Genomic DNA, 12,469 nt, shown 5'->3' on the forward strand with positions numbered 1-12,469 from the left:
CGCCCCTACAAGTTGTGTTTTTCAGCGGAGTCCGAGATCATTGAGGAGCAGGGCCGTGCGGCGCGCCTCGCCGACGAGCCATTGGCTGAAGTCGTCGCCGTCGAGCCACATCGGCGTCCAGTCGTTGCGGTCGCACAGGCTCCGCCAGCCGGGAGTGCCGGTGACGGCCCGGCACAGGTCGAGCAGGGCGTCCCGCCCCGGCGTGCCGCGGGGGGCGATCAGCCCCGTCCAGTCGGCGTACACGACCCGTACGCCCGACTCCGCCAGCGTCGGCGCGTCCACCCCGGGCAGCCGCTCGGCGGAGGAGACCGCGAGCGGCCGCAGCCGTCCTGCGCGCACGTGAGGGGCGACCTCGCGCCTGCTGCCGAACCCGAGCGCGAGCCGCCCGTCGAGGACCGCGGCGACGGCCTGCGCCCTGCTGCCGAACGCGACGTAGTCGAGCAGGCGCGGGTCGGCTCCCAGGCCCTGCGCGGTCATGCCGAGCAGCAGGTGCTCCGGGCCGCGGTCGGCGCCGCCCGCGACCCTGGGCCCTCCGGGATCGCGTAGCAGCGCGGCGGCGAACTGCTCGAACGTGCGGTAACCCGAGTCGGGCGAGGCGACCAGCACCTCCCACTCCCCCGTCAGTCGCGCGAGCGGGACGGCCCTGGCGACCAGGAGGGGGTCGCGGGCCAGCGCGCAGGCGGCCAGCAGTGCGGGATCGGCGATCACCAGGTCGGTCCGCGGCCCGCCCGTCCGGGCGAGAGCCGTCCCGCCGTCGCCGGCCTCCCGCCTGATCCGTACGGCCCGGGCCCAGCCACGCCCCTCGACGAGCGACTTGAACCCGGCGGCGACGCCGTCCCCGCAGCCTCCGGGCGGGCCCGGGACGGCCAGGGAGAGCTCCCGGCGATGTGGCGGCGCCTGGACGCCGCACGCGCCCGCGAGGGCCAGGGCCCCCAGCGCGAGGACCGTACGGCGTCGCATGTCGGCACCCTCCTACCCGAAGAGCCCCTTACACGCACAGACTATGAGTAACTACACCATGTCACCACATAACGGACGTTACGGCTGCGGTGATCGGTAGGCGGGCCGCGGCGGTGGCCTGCGGGAGCACGAGGGTCGTGCCGCTTGCTGCCAGAGGACGTGGACATGCGGGAGGGCGGTGGCAGGAAGCTGCAATCCCCGGGCAACATGCTGCCGCCGAATTGCCTGGTTCCGGGGCTATGAAAAGCGCACAGTTGATTGCGCGAGGACGAAACAGCCCACAGAAAAGCCCGCGCCTCGCGCCCACACCCCTAGCCTGTCCGGATGGGCACCGACATCTACGGATTCATAGAGATGCGTCACCCGCACGCCGACGAGGACTGGTACGAGGGAGACGCGTGGAGCGTTTCCCTGCCTCTTTACCCGCTCTATGGCGTCAATGACTACGCATCGCTCGGTTGCCTCTTCGGCATTCGCAACCGGCTTGACTGGGCCCCTGTCGCGGCCGGCCGTGGCCTGCCGGCCGACGTTTCAGGACCCGTCCGTACCCACTATGAGAACTGCGCGCGGTTGGATGCCGCCATTCATGGCAGCACATGGGTCTCATGGGCGGAGCTTCGTGATCTGGACATGACCGTCCGCCCCGCCGCCCGAGGAGTGCTCGATGTGCACTCGGAAGGCGGCTACTCGATCACGCGGTATCGGATCGACGACCGGTGGCCCGATGAGGTCGTCGAGCGGTACGGCATGCCGCCCTTGGGCACCTCGCCCGTCGGGGCCCCCGCGGGCCGCTGGGAGATCTCGGGACAGACCCTCGAGTACGGCCCGGTGACGCGACTGGACGTGCTGGGACCGGGCACCGGGTGGGAGCACGTCTTCGCGGTGATGCGGGCGCTGGCGCAGCGGTTCGGGCCCGAAGGCGTGCGTCTGGTCGTCTGGTTCGACTGAGGGCGCCGTCCCGCTTTCGGGCGGGTTCCGCTTGCTGTCAGGGGCGCGGGCACGCAGGACGCGATCGTCTCCGCCGCCGTCGCCGCCAACAAAAGTCGCCAGGCGTGAGACCGACGTCAGAATACGCGTCCCGAGAGATGTCAGATTCGTCAGACCCGGCACCCGTACAAGACTGCGGCGACCCCTTCACCGGCTCGTCACGCCGCGCCGGACTCCGCCGGCCCTCCCCTTCCCTTCACTTGCCGAGCAGGGCGTCGCCCACGAGTTGGACGGCGTATCCGATCACCGCGCCAAGGAGCAACTGGGCCCACTGCGTCCGATTGAGACGCGCCTGGAGAAGGTTCACCAGCTCCTCCAGCTCGGTCCGCTGCGGCGCCGACTCGGGCAACTGCTGCCGGGCGATCTGCCGTACGCGCCCGAACTGCTCACGGCTCCGGCGTGCGGCCCGCACCAGGGTGAACACGAGTACGGCGACGACGGGCAGCGCCATCGCGAAGTAGGTCACATGCATACCCGTACATCGGCGCCGGGCCGCGCGGCATTGCGCCGAACCCCGGACCGTCCGGCTCGCGTCCCCGGCGCGAGCCGGACGGGGAGCGGAGGGGCTACTCGACCGTCACGCTCTTGGCGAGGTTGCGCGGGCGGTCGACGTCGCGGTCCAGGGCGACGGCGGCGTGGTAGGCGAACAGCTGCAGCGGGATCGTGAGCAGGATGGGGTCGAGCTCGACCTCGTTCTTGGGCACCACGATGCAGTCGTCGGCCGCCTCGGAGGTGCGGTGGCCGACCATGAGGATCCGCCCGTGCCGGGCCCGGATCTCGCCCAGCGTGGTGAGGTTCTTGTCCAGCAGCTCGTCGTCGGGGACGATCGCGACCGTCGGCAGCTCGGGGCTGATCAGCGCGAGCGGGCCGTGCTTGAGCTCGCTCGCCGGATACGCCTCGGCGTGGACGTAGGAGATCTCCTTGAGCTTCTGCGCGCCCTCGCGGGCCACCGGGTAGCCGCGCACCCGGCCGACGAACATCATGCCCGGCGAGTCGGCGTACTTCTTCGCCAGCTCCCTGATCCGGTCCTCCAGCGTGAGGATCTCCTTGATCTGCTCGGGGAGCCGGCGCAGGCCCTCGCAGATCCTGCGGCCGTCGGCCGGCGACAGGTCGCGTACGCGGCCGAGGTGCAGGGCGAGCAGCGCGAACGCCACGGCCGTGGAGATGAACGCCTTGGTGGAGGCCACCGAGACCTCGGGACCGGCGTGCAGGTAGATGCCGCCGTCGGTCTCCCGGGCGATGGCGCTGCCGACGGTGTTGACGATGCCGAGCACCCGGCCGCCCTTGCGCTTGAGCTCCTGCACGGCGGCGAGCGTGTCGTAGGTCTCCCCCGACTGGCTGATCGCGACGTACAGGGTGTCGGGCTCGACGACGGGGCTGCGGTAGCGGAACTCCGACGCGGGCTCGGCGTCGGCGGGGATGCGGGCCAGCTCCTCGATGAGCTGCGCGCCCATCTGGCCGGAGTAGTACGCGGACCCGCAGCCGATGATCTTCACCCGGCGGAACGAGCGGGTCTCGCGGGCGTCCATGTTCAGGCCGCCGAGGTGGGCGATGTGGAACCGGTCGTCGAGCCGGCCGCGCAGCGTGCGGGCGACCGTGTCGGGCTGCTCGGAGATCTCCTTGAGCAGGTAGTGCTCGTAGCCGCCGTTGTCGTAGTGGCCGGCGTCCCAGTCGACCGTGAACGGCTCCTTGGCCGTCTCCCTGGCGTCGCCGGTGAACGTGTTGAACCCGTCGGCCTTGATGACCGCGAGCTCACCGTCCTCCAGGTGGACGACCTGGCGCGTGTAGCGGATGAGCGCGGCGACGTCGGAGGCGGCGAACATCTCCTTCTCGCCGAGGCCGAGCACGATCGGGCTGCCGTTGCGGGCCACCACGATCTCGCCGGGCCGCTGCGCGTCGATGACGGCGATGCCGTACGTGCCGACCACGCTCTTCAGCGCCCGCAGGACGGCCTCCCGCAGCGAGTCGGTGTCCTTGACCACGCGCCCGATGAGATGCGAGAGCACCTCGCTGTCGGTCTCGCTCTCGAACTTCACACCCTCGCCCTCCAGGCGGCGGCGCAGCTCGTCGGCGTTCTCGATGATGCCGTTGTGCACGACGGCGATCCGCTGCTCCTGGTCGAGGTGCGGGTGCGCGTTCACATCGCTGGGCGCGCCGTGCGTGGCCCACCGGGTGTGGCCGATGCCGCTCGTGCCCTTGAACTTCGCGGGCACCGCCGCCGCCAGGTCGGCGACCCGGCCCTTGACCTTGCGCGTCTTGAGGCTCTTGGCGTTCACGACGGCGAGGCCGGCCGAGTCGTAGCCCCGGTACTCCAGCCGCTGGAGACCTTCGAGCAGGATGGGCGCCGCATCCTTAGGCCCGACGTAAGCGACGATTCCGCACATAACCGCTCCTATCCGTAAACGATCCGCCGGAGCTGGCGCAGGGTCAGCTCCGGTGCCGCGACACGTCTTCCCGCGAGCTCGGCGGAGATTCTGGGAAAGATCTGGTCGTTCGTCAGCCCCCTCGACTTGAGTTCGCCGTGGCGGCGCCGCACGTACTCTTCCGCGGGCTCGCCGAAGTACGTCAGGACGTCGGCCACCACGCGAGCCGCCTCCCCCGGCCCCAATGAAGTGGTCCGGGTGAGGTGGCCGATCAGATCCTCGAAGGGATGCCGTGCCGTGGACACAGAGCAGGACCCTAACGCAGCAAGGACGCCGACTAACAAGTTTCCTGCCCGTTTTCGGGCAGGATCAGTCCGGAGATCGCCCCGGGTCGCGTCCTCTTGGGCGCCTCACTCCTCCAGGACGATGTCGGCCACGCGAAGCGACATGACCCTGGGATCGTCGGCGAGGGGCAGCAGGTCCGCGGGCCACCCGCTGAGGACGAAGCCGTGAACGCCACGATCGGGGACGGATTTGAGCTCGTCCAGATGCAGCCCGAAGGCGGCCAGCGCCTTCTCGTCGCCCGGCCCGAGCAGAGAGACCCAGGTCTCGAACTCCTGGGTGAGTGACGGTTTGACGCCCGACGAGCACCAGGCGTCGAAGCCCCGGGAGTCGCAGTACTTGGAGCCGTCCCAGGACAGGGGCTTTCCGTTCGGCCCGGTGGAGAACAGCAGCACGTCCGGCGTCCTGACGGTGAGCTTCGTCACCTCGGGCTCGGGCAGCGACTCGCGCAACCCGACGACCACCTCGACCTTCACGGACGAACCGAGCGACCGCAGCACACGCTTCACCTGCCGTCTCTCGTCCTCGTCCTGCAGCGGCTCCGCATCGAGCTTCACGAGCGCGGCCGTCAGGCTCCACCCGCTCAGGTTCCTCGAGACGTCCGCCGCGCCCTCGGCATCGTCGACCCGAGTGCTCCACCCCCCGTATTCCGAGCCAGTAGAGGGCGACGGCCGCCGGGCTTCGACTGTGGTCCAACCCTCACGGTAGTCGTCGCCGGCTCCACCGAATTGGACGACCCGGTAATCGGGATTCGTCACCGCCAGGAGGTTCCTCCAGACAGCCATCGCGTGCCCGTCATCCGTGCGCGCGGAGCACCCGCCGACCCCGGCCACGAGCATCCCGATCAGGACGACGGGAAGAACCAGTGGCCGCTTCCTGCGTGTTCGCCCTGTCATCGGCGCCTCCTACTCAGTGCGGCACGCGATCGGAGTGGGGCACCGCCTCAACGACGTAGACGTTGCGCACATCCGGCTTCCCGAGCAGGCCCAAGAGGTCTTCCCTCGTCATCCAGTTGACGACGAAACCGTACACATGGCCGTCGGCGGCGGCGTCGCGTAAGACCTTCAGATCAAGACCGAGCCTGCGCAGGTTGTGCCGGTCGTCATCGGCCAGCGAGCCGACCCACTGCTGGAACTGCTTCGTCGCGGAGCGCTCGTCGCAATCGCCCAATCCGCGTTCGGCGCAACCGCCGAGAGCCGACCAGAAGACCGGCTTCGCCACCGCCGGGACCGCCGACGACATGAAGAAGTACTTGTCCATGTCCTGTGGACCGAAGCCGTACGGCTTCATCTCCTCGACGAGCTCCGGCTCGGCGAGGGGCCTCGTCAATTCCACGAGAGCCGTCGCGCGCACCGCTTTCCCGAGTCCTCTGACCTCTCGCTCCGCCGCTTCCCGCACGACAGGATCCACCCCCTTGCCGCCGGCAAATTCCCGCAGATAACCGGTCATATCCGTGCTGGGGAACGAGGGGACGACGGTGAGGTCGCCCAGCGCGTTCTCCACCACCTCCTGCCGGCCGTTTGAGTCACCGGACGACTGCCGCTCGAAGGACAGCGGGAGGGTGAGTGAGAACACTCCATCCGGAGGTTGTAAGCGCATCCGGTACTCCGGGTGGGCGACCTGCGTCGCATTCCCGAGAACCGTCAGCATTCGGTGCGCCCGCCGCGCGGACGTCGAAAGGAACCACACGGCGACCCCGGCCAGCGTCATGCATATCGCCAGGCCGATCAGGCCGGTCATCCGCATGCCCCGCGTACGCCCATCGGTTGGACCAGCCATACATCCAGCCTTTCCGATTGCCGTGACGATGCCCTAGCCACAATAAGCAATGACCTTCACCCGCTGCGCGCCCGTCAGCGTGTATACCAAGGCCCGAGCGGCACGATCTGCACTCGTTCAAGCGCCACCGGCACCGATGCCGACTGGATGCTGAAGGCGTTGCCAGGAAACGTTTCGCGAGACGCCGCCGGGGCGCGGTTCGCGACATGCTGAATCACTCGCCCGCGGTCGAAGGGCAGGGTGCGTACCGGCCGCGACACTCATCAGGAGCCGGGATCAACCCGCACGACTGTCCCTATCGTCAGATGTGACGCGGGTCGTGGTGATACCGGAGACTCACTCCGCCGCCACCACGACTATCCAACAGTCCGGACTGTCGCCACTGGTAGGCCCCCCGTCTCGAGCACCACCACGACCAGGGCGGCTACCAGCGCTTTGCCCCTCCCTGGTCACCGTGCAGAAACCGTCGGTGATGCCAGGAGAACGCTTTGCGACTTTCTCACAAATACCCCGTTCGCGAGTATGCGGGATGTCACGTGAACTTGTATCAGCAATACACTGGTCCGCACAACACCTGGGCGAATAATCTAGATAGGCTCCGGCCCGGCGGCAAACGTCGCCAAATTCGGGAAATTGAATAGTCCCGCAAACTTCCCTCGCCGTAACGAGGCGAGCACGGAGAAGGGCGCCTCGTACAGGAAACGGCAGGTCCAGCAAGAACAGAGGCGGCGGGAGGGGTATGTCCTTCCCGCCGCTCAGAACCGGCCCGTGTTCCGGGACGTGATCACATGACTTGGACACTGGCATGACGGCCTGATCGTCAGATTGTCCCGCGCCAGGCAGTGTCGTGAGCGTCGGCGGCAGGCAGTGCCACAACAGGACCGGGGCCGGGTCAGTTCAGCGTCTTCAGCAGTGCGGCGGCCAGCGGGGCGGACGAAGCCGGGTTCTGCCCGGTGTGCAGGGTGCGGTCGACGACGACGTGCGGTGCCCACGGCGCGCCGGCGGAGAAGCGCAGGCCCAGCGCCACCAGCCGGTCCTCCAGCACCCACTCCATCCGGTCGGCGAGGCCGGCCTGCTCCTCCTCCGCCCTGGTGAAGCCGGTGACGCGGTAGCCGACGAAGGGCGAGGTCCCGTCACCGTCCGCGGTGCCGGCCAAGGCGGCCACACCATGGCAGACGAGGCCGAGCGGCGTGCCGGACTCGATCGCCACGGTGAGCAACCGGGCCGAGTCGGCGTCGGACGCGAGGTCCTCCATCGGCCCGTGCCCGCCCGGGTAGAACACGGCCGCGTACTCGCCCGGGTCGGCCTTCTCCAATGCGATCGGACGGCGTAGTTCCACGGCGGTCTCCAGCGCCGCGGCGACGGCGTCCGCGCCCTCCTGCCTCCCGTTGAACTCCGGCGCCAAGCTGGCCCGGTCGACCGGCGGCACGACACCGCCCGGAGTCGCGACGACGACCTCGTACCCCGTCTCCGTGAACGCGCGGTACGGCGCGAGGAACTCCTCCGCCCAGTAGCCGGTGGGGTGCGAGGTGCCGTCGGCCAGCCTCAACTGGCCGGTGCCGGTCATGACGAAAAGGATCTGTGCCATTGCTGTGACTCTCTCGACGGGCCTCGGCATGTACACGAGGCGCGGTGAGTCGGCGGCCTCGCCGACGACGACAGTCGGACAGTAAGTCGCCGCACCATCGGAAGACCAATAGCCTTCTCACTATGACCCATAGGGATTCCGATGGGACCATCCACGATCGGGGCCCGCTGGATCTCACGCTGCTGCGCACGTTCCTCGCCGTGCACCGGGCCGGTTCCCTCACCGGAGGAGCGCAGTTGCTGGGGCTGTCCCAGCCGACCGTGACCGCCCAGATACGCAGTCTCGAACAGCAACTGGAGCGCCAGTTGTTCGAACGGCTGCCCCGAGGGGTGGCGCCCACCCCGGTGGCCGACGAACTGGCCGCACAGGTCGCCGGGCCTCTCGACGCGCTGGCCGCGGTCGCGGAACGGGGCCAGTCGGGAAGCGATTCCTCCGAACCGGTGCATCTGGGCGGTCCCGCCGAACTGTTGTGCGTACGGGCGCTGCCCGCCCTGGCGCCGCTGGTGGATCGGGGCGTGCGGCTGCGGGTGACCACCGGCCTCGCCGACGACCTGCTCGACGGACTGCGCGCCGGGCGCTTCGACCTGGTCCTGTCCGCCGTACGTCCGCGAGGGCGATCGGTCGTCGCAGAACCGCTTATGGACGAGGAGTTCGTACTGGTGGCAGCGCCGTCCTGGGCCGCGCGGATCGGTCCCGTCGGCTGCGACGATCCCGGCCCCCTGCGCGATGCCCCGCTGGTCGCCTACGCCGAGGACCTGCCCATCATCCGCAGGTACTGGAGGCACGTGTTCCGCACGCGCCCGCCGATGTCACCGGCCGTGGTCGTGCCGGACCTTCGCGGCGTGCTGGCCGCGGTCGCCGCCGGTGCCGGGATCAGCGTCCTCCCCCGCTACCTGTGCCTTCGTGAGCTGCGCGCGGGGGAGGTCGTGCCACTCCTCGACCCCGGCGACCCGCCCATCAACACCCCGTTTCTCGCCCGCCGCGCGGGCGCGCCGGAGCGGCCCCATGTCTCCCTCGTCCGGGAGGTGCTGCTCGCCTCGGCGCGCGAGTGGTAGCCACACCGCGGCGGACCCCAGCTGGATCTATCGCCTGCGCATCAGCAGACGGCCCTGGCGGAAGCGCTCACCTTCGAGAGGCTCGCGCAGCATCCGTCCCACCTCGGCGAAGCCCGCCTCGCGTGCCAGCTCGGCGAGGTCGTCGATCGGCCATCGGTACGCGGGCGCCACCTTGTGGTCGAACTCCGTCACCGGGTCGCCCTCGGATTCGAAGAAACCGAGCAGGAGGTGGCCGCCCGGAGCCAGGACGCGGCGGAACTCGGCGAAATACGGCGGCAGTTCCCGCGGTGGCGTGTGGATGACGGAATACCACGACACGACGCCGCTCAGCTCGCCGTCCGCGAGATCCAGAGCGTGCATGGAACCGATCTCGAAACGCAGATCCGGATACGCCTCACGGGCGAGCTCGATCATCGTGGGCGACAGGTCGATGCCGAAGGCGTCCAGCCCCAGGCCCCGCAGGTGCGCCGTCACATAGCCGGGACCGCAGCCGAGTTCGGCGACAGGCCCGGCGCCGTCGGCTCGCACGGACTCGGCGAACGCGGCAAGCGCGGCGCGGTCCAGCGGCAAACGGTCGAGCGAGTCCCGGAAGAGCTCGGCGTAGAGGACGGCGACGGCGTCGTACGCCTCCGCCGTCATGGTGAGATAGGGGGCGGATCCGGTCATGGCGGGTGACTCTAGCGCCTCGCCCCACGCCACGCGGACCGCCGCACGGCTCGCGCGCGGGGTCGCAGGCTATGGGGGGCGGATCCGGGGAGAGCCGCCCCCGCGGGTCAGCGCGACGATCAGGCCGCCGGGGCGGCGGCGCGCAGCACCTTCATGAACTCGCGCATCCACGCCGGGTGGTCCGGCCAGGCCCGCCCGGTCACGAGGTTCTGGTCGACGTGCGCCTCGCTGTCGACCCATGTGCCGCCGCCGCTCTCGACGTCGACCGCGCAGGCGGGGTACGCGCTGCTCTCGCGGCCCTTCAGCACCCCGGCCGCCGCGAGTATCAGCGGTCCGTGGCAGAGCGCGGCGATCGGCTTGCCGGCGTCCGCGAAGTGGCGGACGATCTCCTGGACGTCCCGGTCGCCGCGGATGTACTCGGGGGCGCGACCGCCGGGGATCACCAGCGCGGCGTACTCGTCCGGGTTCACCTCGGAGAAGGCGACGTCGGCCGCCCAGGAGTGGCCCGGCTTCTCGGTGTAGGTGTCGAAGCCCTCGACGAAGTCGTGCACCACGAACTGCAGCTTCTTGGCGGACGGCGCCGCGATGTGCGCCTCGTAGCCCTCCTCGAGAAGCCGCTGGTACGGGTACATCACCTCCAGGTCCTCGGCGGCGTCACCGGTGATGATGAGCACCTTCGCCATCGCGTAACCCCCTCCTCCGTACGGTTGCCGCCTCATCCTGCGCGCGGCCTCCCCCGCAGGTCAACGTCTCGCCCCGCTTCGGTCACGTGCCGCGTGCGCGCCAGGGGATTGAAGGCAGTTGGCACCGGCACCCTCCGGGATCCGCTAGAGTTGTTCACGCGTCGCCGGGAAAAACCCCGAGCGATGGCTGCGGAAGTGGCTCAGTGGTAGAGCATCACCTTGCCAAGGTGAGGGTCGCGGGTTCGAATCCCGTCTTCCGCTCGGAGTCCGGACGAGATCCGGGCACGGACGATTAGCTCAGCGGGAGAGCGCTTCCCTGACACGGAAGAGGTCACTGGTTCAATCCCAGTATCGTCCACCACCTACAGAAACCCCGGCCTTGGCCGGGGTTTCGTCGTTTCCCCACCTGGTCACATCGGGCGGCGTACGCGGGTCCGGCATGGAGCGGCCGTCCCCGGATCGTCATGGAGCCGGTCGCGTCGCGATCGCACGACCAGCGTCGTCAACGGGTCGCCGGGCTCCATCGCGCCCGAGCGGCGGTCGCTTGACGAGTTGCGGAGCCGGGCTCCCAAGGGACGGGCCGTCCCGAGTGCGCAGGCGGAAAAGGCGGACCCGTACGACTCGGGCAGCGCGGCCGGCAGCGCCCGACTCCTCTATTCGGAAGCCGATATGAAGGAGAACGCGGGCGGCCGACACCGCCGATCCGGTTCACGGACCTGCCGGTCGTCTCCGGCAGCGCGCCGGAATGGGAGTTCCTCGGCTACAAGGCCATCGCCGAGAAGGGGGGATGCGGCCGGCGAATAGCGCGAGCCGGGGCGCGCCGTCGAAGCCGGTTCGACTTCACCTGGAAGGCTCACATGGCGTATTGGTCCGCCTTCCCTCAATCAGCTTGAATCCCTCACCCACCCGCCTGACGTCCACGGACGGACGCGCCTGGGGGCTGTGCCGGCCTCTGTCCTCAGGGCGTCGCATGATCCACAAGGGCGCCGGCCGCCGAATGCGGCCGGCGCCGCCGTGAAATCGTGGCACGGCGCTCGCCTTTTCCGGCGAAGCATTCCCGCCACCACCGGTACGCCCCCGCCACGAGCACCGGTATCACGATGGGCACGGCCGATCCCTGCTGGTCGCCGGCGCCGAGATAATCTTCTATCAATTACCCCCACTCGGACACAATCCATTTAACCGGAAATCATACGACGCTTGTCTGGATTTCCTCTTAATGACGGGCTTTGTCGCCCTTTCCTCGAACTATCAGGGTGGGACGACGAGAACCTGCGGCGCGGCCTGGCGCATCCGGGTGCGCAGCCAGAGCAACTGAATGGCCGTCTCGGGGGCGCAGTGGCGCGCGAGGCCGAGCAGGTCGTCGTCCCTGAGTCCGCGGGCGGCCTGCGCGACCACGCTCCACGACAGGTCGCACTCGGTGCCGAGGAGGTACAGCCCGTGCAGGTCCCGCAGCAGCGCGAGGCCACCGCCGTCCCCGCCGCCCCGTCCCGGCGTCACGCGGGGGCGGCGCGCCGCCCCGGCGTCCGCGCCCTCAGCGCCGGCCCACTCCCGTTCCACGGCCCCGCGAACCACCCGCTGGAGCTCCGCCGGCTCCAGGCCCGCCGCGTCGAAACCCCCGCCGTCGATACTCGCTGCGTCGAAACCCCCGCCGTCGATACTCGCTGCATCGAAACCCCCGGCGTCGAAAGCTCCGGCATCGAATCCCCCGGCGTCGAAACCGGAGGTCTCCAGGTGCGGCACCTCCAGCCCCGGCGGCTTCCCGGGCGCCCGCGACTGCGCTGAACGCGGATCGCGAAGGCCCCCCGAGCGGTACCTCCGCAGGAAGGGCTCCAGCCGCTCGGCGTGGTCACGGCACTGCGCCGCCAGGCGCTCGCAGACGCCGCACAGGTCGGACTCCCTGGGATGGCCGCGCCGCAGCGCGCGGAACCCGGACGACAGCACGTGCTGCGTGCGGGACAGCGTCTCCAGGTAGCGCGCCAGATGCTCGCTCACGGATCGTCCCACCCGCGGGCGGCGTCCCCCCAAGCGGTGCGTGTGCCTGCA

At 69.7% G+C, this 12,469-nt stretch carries 12 protein-coding genes and 2 tRNA genes; 4 read left to right on the plus strand and 10 right to left on the minus strand.

Features of this window, described 5'->3' with window-relative positions:
- Nucleotides 1–21: 21 nt before the first annotated feature.
- On the minus strand, nt 22–960 hold the full coding sequence (locus FH610_RS16020; protein ID WP_139575209.1) for a Bug family tripartite tricarboxylate transporter substrate binding protein: 939 nt from the start codon (nt 958–960) through the stop codon (nt 22–24).
- Between the two features lie 324 nt (nt 961–1,284).
- On the opposite strand from FH610_RS16020, the gene FH610_RS16025 reads away from it, so the two are divergent.
- Entirely contained in the window at nt 1,285–1,908 is a 624-nt protein-coding gene (locus FH610_RS16025) for a hypothetical protein (RefSeq protein ID WP_139575210.1), read from the plus strand.
- A gap of 235 nt (nt 1,909–2,143) precedes the next feature.
- Here the strand turns inward: FH610_RS16025 and FH610_RS16030 are convergent, their stop codons facing one another.
- The 6 genes from FH610_RS16030 to FH610_RS16055 form a co-directional block, all read right to left on the minus strand.
- The gene (locus tag FH610_RS16030) at nt 2,144–2,419 is read right to left on the minus strand and encodes a hypothetical protein (RefSeq protein ID WP_139575211.1); all 276 of its coding nucleotides are present in this window, start codon (nt 2,417–2,419) and stop codon (nt 2,144–2,146) included.
- Nucleotides 2,420–2,513: 94 nt separating this feature from the next.
- A complete protein-coding gene (glmS, locus tag FH610_RS16035) occupies nt 2,514–4,331 on the minus strand; it encodes a glutamine--fructose-6-phosphate transaminase (isomerizing) (protein ID WP_139575212.1) in 1,818 nt (605 codons plus the stop codon).
- Nucleotides 4,332–4,339: 8 nt separating this feature from the next.
- On the minus strand, nt 4,340–4,615 hold the full coding sequence (locus FH610_RS16040; RefSeq protein ID WP_079319166.1) for a hypothetical protein: 276 nt from the start codon (nt 4,613–4,615) through the stop codon (nt 4,340–4,342).
- 105 nt (nt 4,616–4,720) lie between these two features.
- Nucleotides 4,721–5,209 carry a hypothetical protein gene (locus tag FH610_RS16045; protein ID WP_139575213.1) on the minus strand — a complete coding sequence of 163 codons (489 nt, stop codon included), beginning with the start codon at nt 5,207–5,209 and terminating at the stop codon, nt 4,721–4,723.
- 352 nt (nt 5,210–5,561) lie between these two features.
- Entirely contained in the window at nt 5,562–6,392 is an 831-nt protein-coding gene (locus FH610_RS16050) for a hypothetical protein (RefSeq protein ID WP_139575214.1), read from the minus strand.
- Nucleotides 6,393–7,323: 931 nt separating this feature from the next.
- Nucleotides 7,324–8,019, minus strand: a complete 696-nt coding sequence (locus FH610_RS16055; protein ID WP_139575216.1) for a type 1 glutamine amidotransferase domain-containing protein — start codon at nt 8,017–8,019, stop codon at nt 7,324–7,326.
- 122 nt (nt 8,020–8,141) lie between these two features.
- Between FH610_RS16055 and FH610_RS16060 the strand changes: the two genes are divergently transcribed.
- Nucleotides 8,142–9,074: a LysR family transcriptional regulator gene (locus FH610_RS16060; RefSeq protein ID WP_139575220.1), complete on the plus strand. Its 933-nt coding sequence runs from the start codon at nt 8,142–8,144 to the stop codon at nt 9,072–9,074.
- 27 nt (nt 9,075–9,101) lie between these two features.
- Here FH610_RS16060 and FH610_RS16065 read toward each other — a convergent pair whose 3' ends face one another.
- Both FH610_RS16065 and FH610_RS16070 read right to left on the minus strand, forming a co-directional pair.
- The gene (locus tag FH610_RS16065) at nt 9,102–9,740 is read right to left on the minus strand and encodes a class I SAM-dependent methyltransferase (protein ID WP_139575224.1); all 639 of its coding nucleotides are present in this window, start codon (nt 9,738–9,740) and stop codon (nt 9,102–9,104) included.
- A gap of 119 nt (nt 9,741–9,859) precedes the next feature.
- Nucleotides 9,860–10,423: a DJ-1/PfpI family protein gene (locus tag FH610_RS16070; protein ID WP_139575229.1), complete on the minus strand. Its 564-nt coding sequence runs from the start codon at nt 10,421–10,423 to the stop codon at nt 9,860–9,862.
- Nucleotides 10,424–10,612: 189 nt separating this feature from the next.
- Here FH610_RS16070 and FH610_RS16075 point away from each other — a divergent pair.
- Both FH610_RS16075 and FH610_RS16080 read left to right on the plus strand, forming a co-directional pair.
- A tRNA-Gly gene (locus FH610_RS16075) sits at nt 10,613–10,684 on the plus strand.
- A gap of 25 nt (nt 10,685–10,709) precedes the next feature.
- Nucleotides 10,710–10,784, plus strand: a tRNA-Val gene (locus FH610_RS16080).
- A gap of 890 nt (nt 10,785–11,674) precedes the next feature.
- On the opposite strand, the gene FH610_RS16085 is transcribed toward FH610_RS16080, so the two are convergent.
- Nucleotides 11,675–12,418: a hypothetical protein gene (locus FH610_RS16085; protein ID WP_139575233.1), complete on the minus strand. Its 744-nt coding sequence runs from the start codon at nt 12,416–12,418 to the stop codon at nt 11,675–11,677.
- Nucleotides 12,419–12,469 lie beyond the last annotated feature (51 nt).

The sequence above is a fragment of the Microbispora catharanthi genome (genome assembly GCF_006334915.2).
In the GTDB taxonomy this organism is placed as follows: Bacteria; Actinomycetota; Actinomycetes; order Streptosporangiales; family Streptosporangiaceae; genus Microbispora; species Microbispora catharanthi.

Coding starts and splice junctions, on each gene's coding strand:
- FH610_RS16020 (WP_139575209.1), bottom strand. CDS start 960: ATGCGACGCCGTACGGTCCTCGCGCTGGGGGCCCTGGCCCTCGCGGGC.
- FH610_RS16025 (WP_139575210.1), top strand. CDS start 1,285: ATGGGCACCGACATCTACGGATTCATAGAGATGCGTCACCCGCACGCC.
- FH610_RS16030 (WP_139575211.1), bottom strand. CDS start 2,419: ATGCATGTGACCTACTTCGCGATGGCGCTGCCCGTCGTCGCCGTACTC.
- glmS (WP_139575212.1), bottom strand. CDS start 4,331: ATGTGCGGAATCGTCGCTTACGTCGGGCCTAAGGATGCGGCGCCCATC.
- FH610_RS16050 (WP_139575214.1), bottom strand. CDS start 6,392: ATGACCGGCCTGATCGGCCTGGCGATATGCATGACGCTGGCCGGGGTC.
- FH610_RS16055 (WP_139575216.1), bottom strand. CDS start 8,019: ATGGCACAGATCCTTTTCGTCATGACCGGCACCGGCCAGTTGAGGCTG.
- FH610_RS16060 (WP_139575220.1), top strand. CDS start 8,142: ATGACCCATAGGGATTCCGATGGGACCATCCACGATCGGGGCCCGCTG.
- FH610_RS16065 (WP_139575224.1), bottom strand. CDS start 9,740: ATGACCGGATCCGCCCCCTATCTCACCATGACGGCGGAGGCGTACGAC.
- FH610_RS16070 (WP_139575229.1), bottom strand. CDS start 10,423: ATGGCGAAGGTGCTCATCATCACCGGTGACGCCGCCGAGGACCTGGAG.